Source organism: Rossellomorea sp. H136, from assembly GCF_056838065.1.
On record NZ_CM166371.1, the window covers coordinates 794,892 to 813,495 of the forward strand.

The 18,604-nt window shown below is 43.1% G+C and carries 22 protein-coding genes; 16 read left to right on the plus strand and 6 right to left on the minus strand.

Annotated elements, in window-relative coordinates:
- Nucleotides 1-25: 25 nt before the first annotated feature.
- Both ACYH0O_RS04015 and ACYH0O_RS04020 read right to left on the minus strand, forming a co-directional pair.
- A complete protein-coding gene (locus ACYH0O_RS04015; protein ID WP_482631250.1) occupies nucleotides 26-523 on the minus strand; it encodes a DinB family protein in 498 nt (165 codons plus the stop codon).
- Nucleotides 524-674: 151 nt separating this feature from the next.
- Entirely contained in the window at nucleotides 675-1,436 is a 762-nt protein-coding gene (locus ACYH0O_RS04020) for a DeoR/GlpR family DNA-binding transcription regulator (protein WP_482631251.1), read from the minus strand.
- 220 nt (nucleotides 1,437-1,656) lie between these two features.
- On the opposite strand from ACYH0O_RS04020, the gene ACYH0O_RS04025 reads away from it, so the two are divergent.
- The 16 genes from ACYH0O_RS04025 (at nucleotide 1,657) to ACYH0O_RS04100 (ending at nucleotide 15,595) form a co-directional block, all read left to right on the plus strand.
- Nucleotides 1,657-2,409, plus strand: a complete 753-nt coding sequence (locus ACYH0O_RS04025) for an ABC transporter ATP-binding protein (RefSeq protein WP_482631252.1) — start codon at nucleotides 1,657-1,659, stop codon at nucleotides 2,407-2,409.
- Complete coding sequence (locus ACYH0O_RS04030; protein ID WP_482631253.1) at nucleotides 2,402-4,024, plus strand: ABC transporter permease subunit; 1,623 nt, start codon at nucleotides 2,402-2,404, stop codon at nucleotides 4,022-4,024. The genes ACYH0O_RS04025 and ACYH0O_RS04030 overlap by 8 nt, the downstream gene beginning before the upstream one ends.
- 69 nt (nucleotides 4,025-4,093) lie before the next feature.
- Entirely contained in the window at nucleotides 4,094-5,086 is a 993-nt protein-coding gene (locus tag ACYH0O_RS04035; protein WP_482631254.1) for an extracellular solute-binding protein, read from the plus strand.
- A 19-nt stretch (nucleotides 5,087-5,105) separates the two neighbouring features.
- Entirely contained in the window at nucleotides 5,106-6,200 is a 1,095-nt protein-coding gene (gene phnW, locus ACYH0O_RS04040; protein ID WP_482631255.1) for a 2-aminoethylphosphonate--pyruvate transaminase, read from the plus strand.
- Nucleotides 6,197-7,027: a phosphonoacetaldehyde hydrolase gene (gene phnX / locus ACYH0O_RS04045; RefSeq protein ID WP_482631256.1), complete on the plus strand. Its 831-nt coding sequence runs from the start codon at nucleotides 6,197-6,199 to the stop codon at nucleotides 7,025-7,027. The genes phnW and phnX overlap by 4 nt, the downstream gene beginning before the upstream one ends.
- Nucleotides 7,002-8,354 (plus strand): (R)-1-hydroxy-2-aminoethylphosphonate ammonia-lyase, encoded by a 1,353-nt coding sequence (pbfA, locus tag ACYH0O_RS04050; RefSeq protein WP_482631257.1) that lies wholly within the window; start codon nucleotides 7,002-7,004, stop codon nucleotides 8,352-8,354. The genes phnX and pbfA overlap by 26 nt, the downstream gene beginning before the upstream one ends.
- 434 nt (nucleotides 8,355-8,788) lie before the next feature.
- Complete coding sequence (locus tag ACYH0O_RS04055; protein WP_482631258.1) at nucleotides 8,789-9,217, plus strand: YwqH-like family protein; 429 nt, start codon at nucleotides 8,789-8,791, stop codon at nucleotides 9,215-9,217.
- Nucleotides 9,218-9,517, plus strand: coding sequence for a DUF5344 family protein (locus tag ACYH0O_RS04060; protein WP_482631259.1), 300 nt, complete (start codon nucleotides 9,218-9,220; stop codon nucleotides 9,515-9,517).
- Between the two features lie 20 nt (nucleotides 9,518-9,537).
- Entirely contained in the window at nucleotides 9,538-11,289 is a 1,752-nt protein-coding gene (locus ACYH0O_RS04065; protein WP_482631260.1) for a ribonuclease YeeF family protein, read from the plus strand.
- Nucleotides 11,290-11,293: 4 nt separating this feature from the next.
- The gene (locus ACYH0O_RS04070) at nucleotides 11,294-11,677 is read left to right on the plus strand and encodes an immunity 22 family protein (protein WP_482631261.1); all 384 of its coding nucleotides are present in this window, start codon (nucleotides 11,294-11,296) and stop codon (nucleotides 11,675-11,677) included.
- Nucleotides 11,678-11,784: 107 nt separating this feature from the next.
- The gene (locus tag ACYH0O_RS04075) at nucleotides 11,785-12,612 is read left to right on the plus strand and encodes a TNT domain-containing protein (RefSeq protein ID WP_482631262.1); all 828 of its coding nucleotides are present in this window, start codon (nucleotides 11,785-11,787) and stop codon (nucleotides 12,610-12,612) included.
- A gap of 97 nt (nucleotides 12,613-12,709) precedes the next feature.
- The gene (locus ACYH0O_RS04080) at nucleotides 12,710-13,318 is read left to right on the plus strand and encodes a hypothetical protein (RefSeq protein ID WP_482631263.1); all 609 of its coding nucleotides are present in this window, start codon (nucleotides 12,710-12,712) and stop codon (nucleotides 13,316-13,318) included.
- Between the two features lie 308 nt (nucleotides 13,319-13,626).
- Nucleotides 13,627-14,232: a hypothetical protein gene (locus tag ACYH0O_RS04085; protein WP_482631264.1), complete on the plus strand. Its 606-nt coding sequence runs from the start codon at nucleotides 13,627-13,629 to the stop codon at nucleotides 14,230-14,232.
- 210 nt (nucleotides 14,233-14,442) lie between these two features.
- On the plus strand, nucleotides 14,443-14,730 hold the full coding sequence (locus ACYH0O_RS04090) for a hypothetical protein (protein WP_482631265.1): 288 nt from the start codon (nucleotides 14,443-14,445) through the stop codon (nucleotides 14,728-14,730).
- A 234-nt stretch (nucleotides 14,731-14,964) separates the two neighbouring features.
- Nucleotides 14,965-15,186, plus strand: a complete 222-nt coding sequence (locus tag ACYH0O_RS04095; RefSeq protein ID WP_482632492.1) for an Imm59 family immunity protein — start codon at nucleotides 14,965-14,967, stop codon at nucleotides 15,184-15,186.
- Nucleotides 15,187-15,346: 160 nt separating this feature from the next.
- Nucleotides 15,347-15,595: a hypothetical protein gene (locus tag ACYH0O_RS04100; RefSeq protein WP_482631266.1), complete on the plus strand. Its 249-nt coding sequence runs from the start codon at nucleotides 15,347-15,349 to the stop codon at nucleotides 15,593-15,595.
- A 34-nt stretch (nucleotides 15,596-15,629) separates the two neighbouring features.
- Here the strand turns inward: ACYH0O_RS04100 and ACYH0O_RS04105 are convergent, their stop codons facing one another.
- From ACYH0O_RS04105 to tatC, 4 genes are all read right to left on the minus strand, one after another.
- Nucleotides 15,630-15,944: a hypothetical protein gene (locus ACYH0O_RS04105; protein WP_482631267.1), complete on the minus strand. Its 315-nt coding sequence runs from the start codon at nucleotides 15,942-15,944 to the stop codon at nucleotides 15,630-15,632.
- Between the two features lie 193 nt (nucleotides 15,945-16,137).
- Nucleotides 16,138-16,371: a twin-arginine translocase TatA/TatE family subunit gene (locus ACYH0O_RS04110; RefSeq protein WP_482631268.1), complete on the minus strand. Its 234-nt coding sequence runs from the start codon at nucleotides 16,369-16,371 to the stop codon at nucleotides 16,138-16,140.
- A 21-nt stretch (nucleotides 16,372-16,392) separates the two neighbouring features.
- Complete coding sequence (locus tag ACYH0O_RS04115; RefSeq protein ID WP_482631269.1) at nucleotides 16,393-17,826, minus strand: alkaline phosphatase PhoX; 1,434 nt, start codon at nucleotides 17,824-17,826, stop codon at nucleotides 16,393-16,395.
- Nucleotides 17,823-18,587, minus strand: a complete 765-nt coding sequence (gene tatC, locus ACYH0O_RS04120) for a twin-arginine translocase subunit TatC (protein WP_482631270.1) — start codon at nucleotides 18,585-18,587, stop codon at nucleotides 17,823-17,825. Before tatC ends, ACYH0O_RS04115 begins: the two co-directional genes overlap by 4 nt.
- Nucleotides 18,588-18,604: the final 17 nt, after the last annotated feature.

Here is an 18,604-nt window from a genome sequence, read left to right on the forward strand (position 1 = left end):
TCCCGCCGGCTGTTTATCACTCTCATTAACTCTTCTGAGCATTCATCGCTTCCGATTCTTCCTTACTCGGACCATAAACTCCAGGTACCTTCAAACCAGCCTGTCTCATAAGGACCGTCAACTGTCCACGGTGATGGGCCTGGTGCTGAATAAGCAGGCGGAATACGGCCTGTACTGGCATATCCATCCCAAATAGATTCACCATTTCGTTCATTTTCTCATCGGAAACTTGTTCAGAAACGGCTTCTGAAAGACGTGAGCTTACGGTTTTATACGTTTCGCTGATTTCTGAGGCAGATGTTGGTGCTTCTTTCCGAAGATCCGGAACCTCAAAGGTAATTCCGAACTGAGCAGGGAAGTAATAAGTGGCTCCCGTGACGTGCCAGGCGACACTTCCAATGCTGTACAGATCAGGTGCAACTTCTTGCTTTAAAGACTCATCCGTCAGGGCATCCAGCACCTTTTGGGTTACGGCCGCTTCTTGTTTCCATTCTTGTACGAAACTACTTACTGTTGTGAACATGGCAATTCCTCCCTTAATGTAATCAACATCATTGTAGCATGTTGAATGATCATGACGCCTCTTTTAAGGACTGAAGTTTTTCGACAATTGAATACACCCAAACAAACCGCGACGGCTGAGCCATTCGCGGTTTTTCACACTAAAAACTAGATTACTCTGAAACGAGCAGTTTCGTATTACAACTGTTAAACTCCTCAATCCAATGAGGACTAACGTGCTGATCCGTGACAATATAATCGATCTTTTCAAGTGGGGCGATCCGGACGGTGACCTCTTTGCCGAATTTGGTGTGGTCCGCTGCCACATAGACTTCTTTCGAAAGCTCGATGATTTTCTTCCTCGTGACGGCTTCTTCAAGGTTATAATCCGATATGCCTCGCTCGGTCGTGATTCCACTCGCGCAAATAAAGGCTTTGACAATGTTTAACTCATCGAAATTAAAAATATAATCATAGGCGACGACGGAGCTTTCGTGTCTTCTGATTTTTCCGCCGATAATGATGAGTTCGACTTCGCTGTTGATGAGCTCCGTGATGACAGGCAGTGAATTGGTCACGACGGTCAGGTTTTTTCTGTTCTTGATGGCTTTCGCCAATTGGTAGGTCGTGGAGCCGCTGTCGATGTATATGCAATCTCCCTCTCGAATCTGTTCATTGCATAGCCGCGCGATGCTTTCCTTTTCCTCCAGGTGGCTGACCATTCGATCAGCCATCGCGGATTCCCCTGTGTCAGCTTCGACTAATTTGATCCCTCCATAAATCTTCTCGATCTCTCTATTTTCAGAAAGAATGTTTAAGTCTCTCCTAAGTGTATCAATGGATATGCCTAACTCTTCCGTAAGTTCTGAGTGTTTTAGTACCTTCTTTTCTTTCAATAAGTCCATGATTCTTTGACGTCTTTCCAGTGGAAACATAACCTCACCCATTCTGAATTGTTACTTGTAGTGTAAGGGTATTGCCGAAAACTTTCAATCATGAAACTGTAAAAATATGAAAACATCTCTGTTAATGTATGCAAAAGTTAATTAAAAGTTATGAAAGATATGCGCAACTTTTACATAATGTTTACACAAAACGTGACGTCTATTTACAGTGAATTTTTATACTGAGGTTGTGATTGAGGAGGTGACGCGTTTGCTTACATTACATGGAGTTCGCAAACAATTCGATAAAAAAGTCGTGTTAGAGGATATCACGATTGATATTAACCAAGGGGAAATCGTTTCGCTTCTGGGTCCGAGCGGAAGTGGGAAAACGACGCTGCTCAACATCATCCTGGGACTGACCAACATGGATGATGGAAAAATCTTATTCAACGGGAAGGACGTTTCACACGTCTCGATGAAAAAGCGCGGATTCAACATCGTTTTTCAGGATTATGCGTTATTTCCAAATTTGAACGCCTATCAAAATATCGTGTATGGCCTTAAAAATCAGAAAATGAAAATCTCAGAGGCAGAATTGCAGGACTACATAGACTTCCTGGAGCTTGAGCCCCATTTAGAAAAACGGATCGGCGAGTTGTCAGGCGGTCAGAAACAGAGAGTGGCCATTGCACGGACATTGGTGACCAGGCCGAAAGTGCTGTTACTCGATGAACCGCTCAGTGCACTGGATGGGGTGATCAAGGAGTCCATCAAGGATCGGATCAAGTCGATCGCGAAAGAATTGAAACTCACGACGATCCTCGTCACCCATGATCCCGAGGAGGCACTGACACTTTCCGATAAAATTCTCATTATTAATGAAGGAAAGGTCGCCCAGTATGGAACGCCTAAGGACATTATCCAACAGCCTCAAGATGAGTTCGTCCGGGAGTTTATATTGAGACAATTGCAAATTAAGCGAAACAATATTTATGCCCTGTTCGGTGATAGTCATGATTAAAGTGAAGCCGGAAATGAGGATCATCTTTTACGCGGCGTTAGGACTGTTTCTGATCTTTTTGGTCCTGCCTCTCATGTTCTTACTGATGAAGTCACTTGAAAGTGATCAGGGGTTTACGATTTCTACGTATCTCGTTGCCTTATCGAATGAGGACATTTTAACCGCGATCGGGAACAGCTTTAAAGTATCGGCCGTAACCGCATTGATCACAACGATCCTGGCCTTTGTGATGGCCTACTCGATCAATGCAACGAGAATTCATCCAGCCTTCAAGGGAGTGCTGAAAACGGGCATACTCCTGCCCATGCTGCTTCCGACCATTACATACGGGTTTGCCATTATGTACTCCTTTGGAAATCAGGGGCTGTTTTCGAAGCTGTTTGGCTCACCGCTCTTTGATATGTATGGCTTTAACGGGCTGCTCATCGGTTATGTCATCTACACATTGCCGCCTGCGTTTCTCGTCATTCATAATTCGTTTCAGTACATTGACAAGAAGTTCATCATCGTCTCGAAGCTGATGGGGGACAACACGCTTCGAAGCTTTATGAATTCGATTATCCGCCCGCTGTGGGGGACGCTCGGAGGGGCCTTTGTCCTTTCGTTCATTCTGAGCTTTACAGACTTCGGGATTCCCGCCTCCATCGGCGGAACGTATACGGTTGTTGCGACCCTCTTGTATCAGGTGATGCTCGGTTCGATCCCGGACTTCAACCAAGGGGCCGTGATCGCCGTGCTAATGCTGCTTCCGGCTGTCCTGGGGATTTTGCTTCTTCGTAATTTGGAGAAATTGAATTTTCATTATGACAGGGTGACGGACACGGAGCTGATGCGAAACCCATGGAGGGACACAGTACTTGGATCACTAGCCTTTCTAATTTTATCAGCTATGGTCGCGACGTTTGCCATTATGTTCATTGCTCCGTTCCTGAAGCAGTATCCATTCAATAATACATTTACCTGGGAGCATATCATCGACACGTTCAGCTCCAATGATTTAACGGGGGTCTATAAGAATTCCCTTTATGTTTCAGTACTGGCCGCGATCTTCGGAACCATAGTCGCCTATGGAGCTGCACTGATCAATGGGAGGACAGCCGTGAAAGGGAAGTCCGTCATGGACGGGATTGCCATGGTGACGAATACGGTTCCCGGGATGGTGCTGGGGCTGTCGTATCTGCTTCTATTCAATGGGACGGGCTTTAAAGGCACATTTCTGATATTGATCTTCTGTAATTTGATTCACTTTTTCACGACCCCGTATTTAATGGCGAAGCATTCTCTGTCGAAGATGAATCCAGGCTGGGAGACGACGGGGGAGCTTCTCGGGGACAGCTGGTTCAAAACCGTGCGCCGGGTCATCATTCCGAACTCGGCCACGACCATTCTTGAGATGGCGAGCTACTATTTCATCAATTCGATGGTCACCATCAGTGGAATTATCTTTCTGATTACGGCCGAAACGTCATTGGTCTCGAGTAAAATCCAGCAGCTTCAGCACTTTGCGAAATTTAACGAGATCTTTGTCCTGTCCCTGCTGATTTTCGGGACCAATCTGATCGTCAAGTTATTGTTTGGCTTTTTTCAAAAACGAGCATCACTTCAAACGTTTTGAAAGGTAGCGGCACATCATACCGGTCGCAAGCCTTGAAAATAAAAAATCAACTCAAAGGGAGAAATGAACATGCTAAACAAAATGAAAAAAAGGTTCCTACACTTAATGGTGGTTCTATGTGTTGCCACACTGGCAGCATGCGGCAGTTCGGCATCAGGAGAGGAAGAAAAAGTGGTGATCGCAACGAACGGGGATGATGAAGCGGTGGAAGCGATGGAAACGGCATTGATCGACGCAGGCTATGAAGGGAAATATGTCCTTCAATCCCTCGGAACATCTGAATTAGGCGGAAAGCTTTTAGTAGAAGGAGAGAAAACGGATGCTGATCTGATTACGATGAGCTCCTACTATATTGAAAGTGCTCAGAAAAAGTATGACATGTTTGCTGATTTGAAATTTGATCCGAAGGCATTGGAAGAGACTCCAGCCTACTATACTCCGATTCTATCAAATACAGGTTCAATTTTCGTGAACACGGAAATCTTGAAAAAAAAGGACTTAGAGATGCCAACGTCCATCAAGGATTTAGTGAAGCCGGAATATAAAGATCTCGTATCGATCCCGAACATTATGGATTCTTCTACAGGCTGGCTCCTCGTTCAATCCATCATGAGCGAATATGGTGAAGAGGAAGGAAAAGAGATTCTCCAACAATTGATTGCGAATGTCGGGCCGCATCTTGAAAGCTCTGGTTCCGGTCCAATCAAGAAGGTACAGGCAGGCGAGGTCGCCGTTGGATTCGGACTCCGTCACCAGGCAGTCGCAGCTAAGGAAAATGGAGAGCCCATCGACTTTGTCGACCCGACAGAAGGGAACTTCTCGTTAACAGAATCGGTGGCAGTTGTGAAAAAGGACGAAGCGACAACGGAGCTTGCTCAGGAAATGGCGAAGGTCATCATTGAAGACGGCCGAGAAGAGTTAATCGAGTCCTATCCAGTGGCGCTCTATGAAGGGGAAACTGTGTCTGGCAGCAATAAACCGGCTCATTCGAAGACATTCTCAGAGCCATTGACCGTCGATTTGTTGAAAAAACATCAGGAATTCTTTAAATCTGCAAAATAAGGATAGGGAGAGGAATAGAATGAATACGTATAAGCTATTAACACCAGGTCCTTTAACGACATCAAGCACAGTCAAAGAGAAGATGCTCATTGATCGATGCACGTGGGATCAAGACTATAAGGTGATCACTCAAAAAATACGATCCCAGCTCCTTGAACTGGCAGGGTGCAGAAACGAGGACTACACGGTTGTCCTCATGCAGGGAAGCGGCACATTCGCGGTGGAGTCCGTCATGATGAGCGCCATCTCTAAAGAGGATAAGCCACTCTTGATCACCAATGGTGCGTACGGCGAGCGGATTGTCAAAATGGCTGAGGCAATCGGAATGATATTCAGCCAATACAGTGTCGAGTATGATGAAGTCCCGAAGGAAGAAGAGATCCGGAGAATACTAGAGTCAGACCGGGACATTACCCATATCGTGATGGTTCATTGTGAAACAACCACCGGGATCCAGAATCCATTAGAGATGATCTCAACTGTATCGAGGGAATATGGGAAAACCCTCATCATAGATGCCATGAGCAGCTTCGGTGGAATCCCGATAAACGTCCCGGAGCTTGAGATTGATTACTTAATCAGCTCTGCGAATAAATGCATCCAGGGCGTACCCGGCTTCGGCTTCATCATTGCGAGACGCGATAAGCTGATGTCCTGCGCGGGAAACAGCAAAAGTCTGTCACTCGATTTATATGATCAGTGGAAAGGGATGGACGTGGACGGCAAATGGAGATTCACTTCCCCGACCCACGTCGTTGCAGCCTTTTCACAAGCAATCGATGAACTGCTGGAGGAAGGCGGTATTTCAGCGAGGTTTGAACGGTATCAAACGAATAATAGGAGTTTAAGAGAAAAGTTAAACCAAATCGGCTTTGAAACCTATATTTCAGACGATCTCCAATCGCCGATCATCACATCGTTTGTGTACCCGTCGGACGCATTTGAGTTCGAAGACTTCTATAGTAATGTAAAAGAAAGAGGCTATGTGATTTATCCTGGGAAGCTGACGGAAGTGAATACCTTTAGAATCGGCAACATCGGTGAAATCTATGAAGACGATATAGAAAATCTTTGCGGAGTTATCGCAGGATATATGGGAGATGAGACGAAATGAATCGACTAGAAGCGGTGATTTTTGACTGGGCAGGAACGACTGTAGACTATGGATGTTTTGCCCCTGTAAAGGTGTTCATGGATATTTTCAAGCAGGCAGGCATCGAGGTGACCATGGAGGAAGCGCGTGCACCGATGGGAATGCTGAAGATCGATCATATCAGGGAGATGCTCTCCATGCCGAGAATTTCCGGTCTTTGGGAAGAACAGCACGGCAGACCTTTTGGGGAAGAGGATGTAGAAGCTCTTCATTCAACCTTCGAAACCACTCTATTAAAGAATCTGGCAGACTATACGGATCCGATTCCACATGTCATTGACACAGTGGAAAACCTCAGAGATATGGGGCTGAAGATTGGTTCCACAACGGGCTATACAGGTTCCATGATGGAGATCGTCGTGCCACATGCAGAGAGGAAAGGGTATCGTCCGGATTTCTATATCACGGCGGACGACACCAACTCATTCGGACGACCGTTCCCTTATATGATTTTCCGGAACATGGAGGCTCTGCAGCTGACGGCCCCGTGGAAAGTCGTAAAAGTCGGGGACACGGCATCTGATATGAAAGAAGGCGTCAATGGGGGAGCCTGGACCGTGGGTGTGATCGAAGGAAGCTCCGAAATGGGGCTGACCCTGGAGGAATTCGAAAGGCTATCAGAGACGGAGAAAGACCAGGTACGGGCAAAAGCGGAACAGGTTTTTTATAAGAACGGAGCTGACTTTACCATCCGAACCATGAAGGAGCTGCCGGAGCTGATTGAGAGAATCAACGAAAAGATAGAACAAGGAAAGCGACCATATGAGCATGAACGAATTGAAGCGTGAGGGCGATATTAACAGCGGTTCCCTGCGTTCCCAGTGGAATGAGCAGTTATCCGGGCGAAGCACCCAACTCCTTGGGGAGGATGAACGGTCTTTTTTAAAGCAATCGATGTCGACTCCCTGTCTCGAGGCGGTGTCGGGTGCGGAAGGCTGTTATATCATGGATGTGAATGGAAAGAAGTATCTGGACTTCCACGGAAACAGCCTTCATCAGGTCGGCTACAAAAACCCGTATGTCGTGGAGGCTGTTAAAAAGCAGGTAGAGGAGCTGCCGTTTATCCCAAGGCGGTTCACAGCCGACATCACGATTCGAGCAGCCCAGGCACTCGTGAACAAGACGACGTCAAAGGATTACCGGGTCCTGTTTACGCCATCAGGAAGTGCAGCTGTTGGACTCGCTCTTAAAATTGCCCGCAAGGCGACAGGTCGCCATAAGGTCATCTCCATGTGGGAATCGTTTCATGGAGCAGGACTTGATACGATTTCAGTAGGCGGGGAATATGTGTTCAAGAAGGATATGGGCCCACTCATGCCCGGAGTACTGAAAGGGATTCCGTATAATGGCTACCGCAATCTCATAAACAGTGAATCTCCTGAAGAGATTGCGGCCTTTTGCCTCAGTTATCTGGAATACATGATTGAAAACGAAGGGGACATCGGTGCGATCTTACTCGAGCCGATCCGGGCAACTGATACGCATATCCCACCTCGGAGCTATTTTGAAGGACTACGGAGGATCTGTGATCAACATGGTATCCTCTTAATCTTTGATGAAATCCCGACCGCCCTGCACCGAAGCGGAACGTTCTACGTCCATCAGCAGTTCGGCGTGGAACCGGACCTTCTTGTATTAGGAAAAGGCCTGGGAGGAGGAATCATCCCGCAGGCTGCCGTACTTGCCAAAACGGAGTACGATTGTGCCGGGGATATCTCCCTCGGGCACTATACACACGAAAAGCCGGCACTCGGTAGCGCGGCCATCTTAGCCACAATCGACTATATCGACAATCATAAGCTCGGGGAGCGGTGCCAGGCACTTTCTGCGTTTGTGCGTGACGAGCTGAACAGGCTTGCTGAGCGTCATGAATGCATCGGGGACATACGGATTGTGGGACTCATGATATCGATTGAACTGGTGAAGGACCGGGGGTCGAAGGAGAGACATCCGGATTTAGCCGAGCGTGTGTTGTATTACTGTCTGGAACGAGGATTGTCGTTTAAGGTTTCGGGTGGGAATTGTATTACTTGGCATCCTCCTCTTGTTGTGACGGAGGAGGAGTTGGGATTTGCGGTGGAGATCCTTGATGAGGGGCTGAGTGAGTTGGTGTAAAGGATTGAATATTCATATTGGTGCTTGGCCCCGGTGGGTTATGTGGTATTTTCGGACCGGGGACATGCGCCATTTTTTGTGATCTTATGTTTGTACGTGGAAACACCGGGAAGGTTCCCGTGCTTTTTACATTAAGATGAAGCATTAGAACCGTCCCCGTGTTTCCCCGTGTTTCCAAAAGGGGGGCAGGTATCGTGGAAATGATCCATGGTATCTGTCTTTTTGTTTTTCTCACTTAGTACCAAAGACACAGGTGGTGCTTTAAAAGGTTTTGTTTATTGCCAATCGTGGTATAAAAGAACGATGGTAAAATTCCTTTTTTTGTAATAAACTCATTTCTAAATAGAATGAAGAAGAAAAGGGTGGTACTATATCAATAGAAATTGGAACGTTATAGCTTTATTAGTGGATTATTCTATAAGGGAGATGCCGATATGGGACTCTACAATGACTTGAGTTACATTCAAAGTGTGATTCATTCCCGATCGAGCGATATTCAGGAAAAGATTTCTCGATTGAGGGAAACAAAAAGCGGTATTCTGAATGAACAAAGTCAACTACTAAATGAAATTAAGCAAATCCAACAGCCGGAATTACATAATAATTGGATGGGTCCGAGGTCGGAAGAGTATCATGTGGAACGGGATTCTGCCCTTCAGGCGATGAGGCAAATTGGACATGAAAATTATGACGAATACGTCAGTTCCATAGAATCAAAGATTCATTCCTTGGAAGCGCAGCAAGGGGTTATTAGCTTCTACGGAAATCTGGCCAATGACGCAGAATATTTACTTTCCAAAGGTGAAGATTTTTATGAGCAGGTCTCCCATAAACTCAGTGACTTGAAAGGGAGGTTATTTTAGATGAATGTGAGCTCGGGATCTGGAGGCGGATCAACGCAGCAAATAAAGCTCAACCATAGTGAGGTCATGGCGAAACTGAATGAAGCGATCAACTCACTGGAACGGCTTCAGCTGAAGGCACCCGCACAGGAGCAGTTGGGACGGAACAAGCTGAATTATACAGATGCATGGATTCAGCGTGAACAGAACATTCAATTGTTATTGAAGGAATATATCGCCACAGTGGAAAAGAATATTGAAGATACAAAAGCAAATGTAGAAGCTTTAAAAGAACAGGATGAAGCCATAACAAGATCCTGATAGAAAGGCAGACGCGACCATTGAAAGTATATGAAGCCCCCACTTTACTCGACGCAATGTCATCACGTCGACATGAATACGAGACATTAAGAGATCAACTTGTAACACTTAAAAGCTCTTTTCAAGCCATTGTGGAACTTGACGATGAATTCCAGGGAAAGGGTGCCGATGCCATTAAAGGCTTCTACGGTGCTCAAATCGATGTCGTTGAGATTTGGATTCAACTTGTTGAAAGTAACATCGCTTTTTTCAATGGTATTCAGGGTGACGCAGAAGGGCGAAACCTTGGCAGGGAAACGGTGGAACTTCCATTCCTCGAGGAAGATCTTCATCAAAGCGAAAGGCGTTCAGGAGAAATGATTGCTGCACAGCAGCAGGAACTCCAAAGAATCCTCAATCGCATAAGCGACATCCAACCGCTGAATGTCTTTTCACGGGATCGATTCGATACCCATATGGAAGAAGCAAGGAGGCAGCGAGAGGATACACTTGACTCCGTCAATCGATTTGATGAAGAATTAAAAAGAGAATATCAACATTTAGAGGTCAGCGAACAGATACTCACAGGGCTGATGAGGGAATTAATGGAATCATCAAGGCAAGGAAATCATATATCACCGCTCTATTTCAACGCGGCAACCTATTACTCCAGTGATGCCTATCAACTGACAGACGACATCACTGCACAGACCGACTCTTATTTAACATTCAAGGAATCTCAAGAACAGGCAAGAGAGCCCAAACCGATCCCGGAAGAGGAAGTCAACGAAAATCCCATCACCGAATCCCTCAATAGTTTCAAGGAAATCGGACAGGATCTCTGGGCCGGGATGGAGAAAAGAAATGAAACCAAATTCGACTCCGTCTATGATTTTGGAAACTATATTACGGCTGGCGGCCTGGATGTAGGCAAGGGCTTCGTGAGTGGCCTGAATGAACGCGCTGAAGTAGCAACCGACTCAGGCTCTGACTTTATCAACTATTTGACGATGGGTGGAATGGACCTATTCAATGGAGCAGTTAATCCAGATGATTCCTACTCAAAGGAACATTGGTTGAACAGTTTCGGACTGGCTGCACTCCTTGTCGGCGGTGCTAAACCAGGGCTCAACGTGAGAGGCGGCACGAACATATCAACTCCTGCAGCTAAGACCGTTCCGAAAGTGTCGTTGAATCAAAGATGGGATCAGATCCGTTTGGGGATTGATGATCTTTGGAACCGGCCTATGATGGTTGCTGATAATGGAATGTTGGTTGGTGGAGAGCCTGGGTGGAGCAGGTTTTCTGTTGATAAGGCGGTTAAGGAGAGAGAGATAGGTACTGGTGATAGGGTTGGTACTAAGGGTACGGGTAAAGATGTAGAAATTCCTTCAATTAGAAATAATGAATTTAATATGTGGTTTGATAGCATATCAGTTGATGAATTTGACCAAATGTGGAGTGTACCTCATTTGAGAAGTAAGATAGAAGATAGGATTAGGCGGCCAGGAGGTTATCATGAGTGGCACCTTGTGGCAAGAACACCCAAATTTAAACGATGGGGTGTTAGTATGGACGATATAAAAGAAATGAGGTCCTTAACTAAAGATGTCGAATTTGTAAATCCTCCCGGACGTCATGGTAGGCGGGGGTCTACAAAAGCTCATAATGAAATTTTAAAAATTATTGATACTGCTCCCGATTATGAAAGCTTTGTTAAGAGGTTAAATGAATGGGCTAGTAATAGAATGAAAAATGGTGTTATGGATTTACCAGAAGGTCTAAGGAGGTAAAAAAATGAAAAACGATGTTTCTTTATGGTTGGGAAACTTTAGCGATTTTGATGAGCTAGAGAAATACACGGAAATAAAATATGATGAAGATGGTGATAGTATTCCTTCTGTATTTGAGAGAGATTTTAAATTGGGGTATTATGACAGAGACTTAATCGAAAAAGATTGGATACAAGATGCTGAAGATGATATAAAAGAGCTTCTAGTGGATTTTTCATATGATGATCAATTAATAAAGCAGTTTATGGATGTTACGTTAAATTCGAAATATAATACCATAATTTTAGTTTATAACTATAATTATGATACAGATGGAAGAGCTATAAATTCAATAAGCAAAAATGCATACAAACTAGATTTTATAGGTATAGCAGAGTATATAGATTAAACTTACTATTATACTGTTTAGAGTAAAGCACTTGAATGCCTAATAGGCAACAGGTGCTTTTGTCTTTTGCGAAAAATTTTTGTTCTGACAACATATTTAATGCTTGTATGAAAGTAATAACTCAAGTCTTCAGTAATGACTTTATCAACTACCCTACACTGGGTGGAATGGATCTTTTCAACGGAGCAGTTAATCCAGATGATTCCTACTCAAAGGAACATTGGTTGAACAGCTTTGGCCTGGCAGCACTTCTTGTCGGCGGGGCTAAACCTGGGTTGAAAGTCAAAGGTGGCACGAATATATCAACTCCTGCACCTAAGACCGTTCCGAAAGTTTCATTGACTCATAGATGGGATCAGATCCGGTTAGGGATTAATGATCTTTATAACCGGCCAATGATGGTTGCTGATAATGGGATGTTGATTGGTGGAGAGCCTGGGTGGAGTCGGTTTTCTGTTGATAAGGCGGTTAAGGAGAGAGAGATAGGTACTGGTGATAGGGTTGGTACTAAAGATACGGCTAAAGTTGATAAGGATGCTAGTGAGGTAGGCAAACATGTAGATGATGTGAAAATCCCTGAGAATATGAAGAAATGGGATTATCCACCTAGCAAAGAATTATTTAAGAAATATGAAGATGTATATAAGAATTCAGAATATTATGACCAAGATACAGGAGAAATTCATTGGCCTCCTAATGATGGATTTGTTATGGGAACTCAAAGAGCAGAAATATTACACTATGGAACGGTTTTGGATAGATACGGAAATCCATCCGGTTCCTTTTTAGCTCCTGAAAGCGATTCATTTCCAAGTAGAGCCTTAGCTCCGCATAGTGAAAAAGCACCTTATTATGTTTATGAGGTTATTGATGATTTTGAAGTAACAATAGGGAAGATTGCTCCTTGGTTCGATCAGCCAGGTGGAGGAACGTAAATCATTAAATATAAATCTAATGGTCGACCTTACTCTATAGAAGAACTAATAGAGCTTGGCTTTATTAAACAAACAAACCCATAAAGGAGTGTAAAATATGGACCTAGATGGTATATATCATTTAATTGAAACAGAATTTAAAGTTGTCAAAAAGGAAAAAGAACTTATTTGCGTCGCACCACTAAATGGAGAAGAATATCCTGAAACTATTGTTAAATTAACTCTAAATGAAGTGAATAATCATTATGAGCTTTTTGAAGTTGTTAGAGGAAAAGAATACAAAGTAGATGTATTTTCAGATAAATTTAAATCCGTAATAGCCTTATATTTTTTTTCAAAAAGCAAGTTAGAAGTAAGGAAACATAATGCTAATGGTCGAAATGAGATTGAAAGTGCAGCATCATTAAATGATATTCAAAAGATCTTAAGAACTTTTTCAGATGAACAATATTATTCGTTTTTTAACCTTAAGCCTAATAAGATAATTTTAGAAAAAAGCACAAAGGATAAGTATAATGTTTTATTCTTGGGTAAAAATGACTCTAAGATTTATATAGCTGAATCTAGAAACTTGAATAGTGCAGCGATTGTTCTATACAATTTTTCTTTTAAATTAAGACATTTTTATGATTCTATTACCAAGACTGAAGTGAAAAATGATCCTGACTTTATAGAAACTCTAAAAGTCTTATATCTTTTAGGATAAAGAATGCAAATGTATATTTAGGGGGACGACGGGACTGGAAATCACAGGGCGGTACCTTTAATTACTTAATATAGAACTAAGAAGCACAGGGACTGGTCTCGTGCTTCTTTTTAAATTGATAGGAAGCATCAGAACCATCCCATGCCTCTTAAGGCATGGACCTCTTTAACGATGCTCTGAACCCTGACGCTGTCTATTTTCAAAGGGAAATTGGTTAAACCGCTTTGGGCCTAGCAGCACTACTCGGCTATATCCGTGAAATTAGTCAGTGAGGTGAAAAGATGAATATTAGCATTGCAGCAAAAATCATGAACAAAGCAGGAGAACAGATAAAAATAGAACCTGAAAAGTTAGTTGAAATAAATCCTCCTTACGAAAACTATCACTACCTAAAAAAAGTAGGGGAAGAGTGGGAATTCGGCTTATTGTTGGTTGAAAGACAAGAAGTCCCTAGTGAAAAAGTGATAAAACTGTTCAAATCAGAAGAGGAGGCAGCAATGTATTTTTTAATGAATAGGTTATCTGCCTCCTACTTTGATAAAAGAATCCGTCCGTTTATGATGAACCATGAGGGATTTGACATTGGTGGTCCGGAATTTAATGAAAGAAAATTTCATGAAGCCATTTATCTAGTAGGGATTCCCCCAACTCTAATTTCTTTTAATGAAACAATCTCAAAAGCCAATAGAATAATAGTAGAGGCAGAAGATGAAAAATTTATAGTTAAGTATAGAGGGGAAGATGGAAAGACAATCAGCTCTACTTTACCTGTCAGTAAGAAAAGAGCCCTTTTCTTTGCTTTTAAGAAACTATTTCTATTTCATCTGTTTAATAAAGAAGTTAAAGATCTACTGATAGAACATGGAGAGGGAAATGATATTACCGATGAAGACATTAGTGTATTCTTAACTTGAAAATCTTTATAAATAAAACTTAAAGTAGTACTTAGATGAATAGAAAAAAGGTTACAATACTTGAATAAAAACACTTAAGGCATTAAAGGAAGAAAAAGCACGGGAACATTTCTCGTGCTTATTTTTATACTCTGGGGAAGCATCAGAACCTTCCACGGGCTATAGATAGTAGCTTTAAACAGAAATTCGATATATTGGAGGCGTAGAACAATGGTATATAACGAAACTAGACAGCTTAATAAAACCCTAAACTTTATTAAGGAAGCTGAAAGAGTGAAAACGAGGCTAGAGTTTGAAATTAAAGCCCACAAATTAGGTCAAGGTAAAGATGGGACGATAAGTCAACTTGAAAATTTCTATAAAGATATCGAATTAATGATTGAAAGCAAAAGTCATGTCCCATCATATCCAAGAGCTATTGCTGACTCCTGGGATTTTAATAGCGAACTTGGAAAACATTTATTAGAATTATATGAGGAGTATAAGAAGCTAAGATAACTACCTCTGAAAGAAACAATAAATAAACTTATGTGAATAGGCACGGGGACGGTTGGACGGTTCTCGTGCGTTTTTTACATTAATAAGAAGTACTAGAAGCTGTTGAAGGATGGGGAGAAGAAGGAGCCGTTCAATAAGGAGTTAGTCCGATGATTACACAATTAGAAGGATTAGGCTTGCTTGAGGAAATTAAATAGGAGGATAAACCATGAATAAAAAGAGGCAATAAGAATTATACATAAGGAGAAATTACAAGATTATAATATGAATGAATTAAGGGATAATAAAGAAAATGAAGTTGCGTTAAGGCATGAGAATGATAAATGGATTGTTTATGTAACAGATGAAAGAGCTAGCAAGATTACAAATTCACAAGATTCCTATGCAGATGAGGAAGAAGCATTAGATGATTTTATTGATAGATTAAGGGCTGATAAAATATTTAGGGAGTTATAAAGTTTTTACGCTTCAAAGCCTAGAAAATACATGAACTTGTATAATATTATCCGTGAGAATTTCGACTTGTGGTGGGGGTTAAATGGGGATGGTTCCGACTCCAATCTCTCTACATAAAGAATAGACACTCGCTTAGTAATATTAAGGGAGGAATAATACTTTGACTAGAATAGAGTATGAAAACTTTATAGCAATGCAAAACATAGATGCAAATAAATTAAATCTAGTAATTGGAGAAAAGAAGACAATTCCTTTTGTTACAGGTTGTTTTGAAGAAGATGGTGTATGGAAAATTTATATGGTAGGGGAACGTCAAGAATTTGATATTGTTCAAGAAGGGACAGAAGAGGAAATATTTAATGTTATGTACAGCATCACTAAAAGCAGAGTTAAACTCAGTAAGCATTAATTTCTTACCATAAAAATATAAGAAGGATTACAGTTCACAGTATATCAAGCTCTCTTTTATTTAGTGTGTAGATTCCAACTGCAAGATTAAGCAAACCCATAATAATAACAAGTGAATATGGAATACCTATAGATGTAGATTGGTTTATTAGATAGGTTATTCCTAAGGCTAGTACAAATGACAGAGGGAATGATATCCAAAACCTTTTCACATTAAAAGATATAAGACCAATGGAAATTACAAGTATAAGAAATAATGGAGAAAAATAAACCCACTCGGTAAAAGGAAGCGATGGTAACACCAATAAACAAATTGTAATTGCAAGAAGCATTAAATAAATTAATTTCAAGTAAATCCTCCTCGAAAGTTAATATCTACCATTACCTTTTTTCCATATTTGGAACCATATGAAACTATGAATGCACGGGGGTGGTTGTTGTGCTTCTTTTTACATTAAAAGGAAGCGTCAGAACCGTCTCCATGCTTCAGAATCAAAAAACGTCCAGAGTAAAAAAACTCTGGACGTTTTTGTGTGATAAATATCAGCTGCCTGTCTGCTGTTTGTCTTTTTCCACAGCTTTCAGTCGTTGACCTTCTTCTGCAGAAGTACTCTTCTCTTGATCGTTTCCATTCATAAGGTCACTGGTAGCACTTTTGAATTCTTTTAATGTACTTCCGAAAGCCCGACCGATTTCTGGGAGTTTGGAAGGTCCAAAGATGATCAACGCGATGACTAGTACAAGAATTAATCCTGGGATTCCGATATTTGTTAGCATAATTTCCGCCTCCTGTTGGGTTTATAGAATGGGCATGCCATGGCGTGCGAGCGCAGCTGCTTCTAAGTCTGACATTCCCTGAACTTCGGCAAAGGCCGATAGTGTGTCTGAAATTTTCGGTGCGTAGGCAGCGGGCGGTGCAGCATGGCCCATGAGCCTTCTGCGGGATGCATTTTTTCTGGCGAATGGTCCCCAGATTGCAAAGGTCATCCCGGGTGATTGAATATTGATGAAGAAGGTTCGGCCGTCTGTCGAGAACGTTGGCCCTGCAAGCTCGGAACTGTTCACTTTATTTTCTGCGAACACGTACGTTTCGCCTTCTGGTGTCATCCCGATGACACGATCGACTCCGCCGCCGTCTTCAGCAATCCATAGGTCTCCCCAGGGAGTGATGCAAATATTATCAGGCATTTCTAAATCATTTTGTGCAGTAGATTCATAGAATAGCTCCAGTGTGTTGGTGGCCGGGATATAGCGGTACACACGGCCCAAATCTTTATCCCCGGCGGATGTATCGTCAAACCAGAACACGCCGCCTTCAAAATAAGCCCCCTCGAGACGGCTGAAGGCAATGCATCCTTGTCTGCCTGCATCAAGGGTCGGTTTCTCTGGATTTACATCCTTCCATACAATCCCGAATTTCTGACCTGTATGGAACGAGCTGGTTTCGTCTTTGCTCATCTCTTCGAAGGCTGCCGCTTGAAGCTTTCCGCCTTTTTGCAGGGCACCGACCTTTTGACTGCGGTCGTTTGGAAGGTAGCGATACAAATAACTAGGACCGGCGTCTTCGGTTAAATAGACGATGCCTGTTGCCGGGTCAATGGCCGTGGCTTCATGGGAAAAGGCACCCATGTCGCGGATCGGGGTTTTCGAGATGTTGTTCTCAGGGTTGTTTGGATCTACTTCAAACACATAGCCATGGCCTTCTTCCAGCGTTTCTTCACACGTGAGCCATGTGCCCCACGGAGTCGCCCCGCCAGCGCAGTTACGGATGGTACCGGAAGAAGAGACATATTCTTTCCTTACTTGGCGGTCAGGGCCGACCACTAAGGAAGTGGTCCCACCCGATTCTTCACGGCGGTAAGGATTTTTCCCGATCACGGGGTATTGACTGTTTCCACTCAATTCATGATTTCTCACGAGAATGGTGGAGTTATGGGGGCCACTATAGGCGGCCATCCCATCGAACTTGGCAGGGACGGGTCTGCCATCGGATAATGCTTTGCCTTCCTCTGAAATGATCCGGTATTGGAAACCGCGGGGAAGGTCCATCACGCCGCCAGGGTCCTTAACAAGGGGACCATAGCCGCCAGTCGCTTTCCTGTTTTGGGATGTGCCGGCAAATGCTTTATTTCCACCGAAAGACATCAATCCAGTGCTACCCAGGGCAAGGGCAGCTGTACTGATCCCGCTTGCTTTCAGAAAGTCTCTTCTGTTCATATCGTGTTTATTCACGTTTTTTCACTCCTTAGAACTAAATTGTCTTGAACTGCATTGGAATCTGCTGATTGAGAAGCGCGTTTCTTATAAGCGATCGTTGAACATGTAATGCTGATTTCATATAAAAGGAGAAGCGGCAGGATGACGAGTACATCCGAAAGGAAATCCGGCGGCGTAATCAACACGGAAATGACAATCAGCAAAAAATAGGCGATCCTTCTAGATTTTTTCAATTTGGCTGGATCCAAAATGCCAAGTACCGTGAGAAAGACGATCACTAAAGGCATTTCAAATAACAATCCAAAAGGTAGAGTAAGGTGTAGCATAAATCGGAAGTATTTTTCCGCCGTGAACATTGTTTCAAATTGGCCGGCTGACAGGGAGGTTAAAAAATTCAGGACGATGGGAAATAGTAAAAAGTAACCGAACCCAATGCCGAATATGAACAAAAAGAACAAGGCTGGTATGAAGCGTAAGGTGACTTTTCTTTCTGTTGGACTCAGACCTGGAGCGACAAATCGCCAAATTTGATAGGCAGCGACAGGAATGGTTGCAGCCAGTGAGAAGACCGCGGCTATCATCAAGTACACCCATAAAATGTCACTCGGTCCGAGAATCGCAAGCTTCATGTCTAAATCCCTGATCAGCCACCCGTAGATCGGTTTCATAAAAGCGAGCCCCACTATAAGGAAACCAATAAAAGCGAGTACCGTTTTAATGGCCCGGCTCCTGAGCTCTTCCAAGTGTCCGATCAGCTGCAGGTTGCGATCTTTCATGGCCTCAGCCTCCTTGA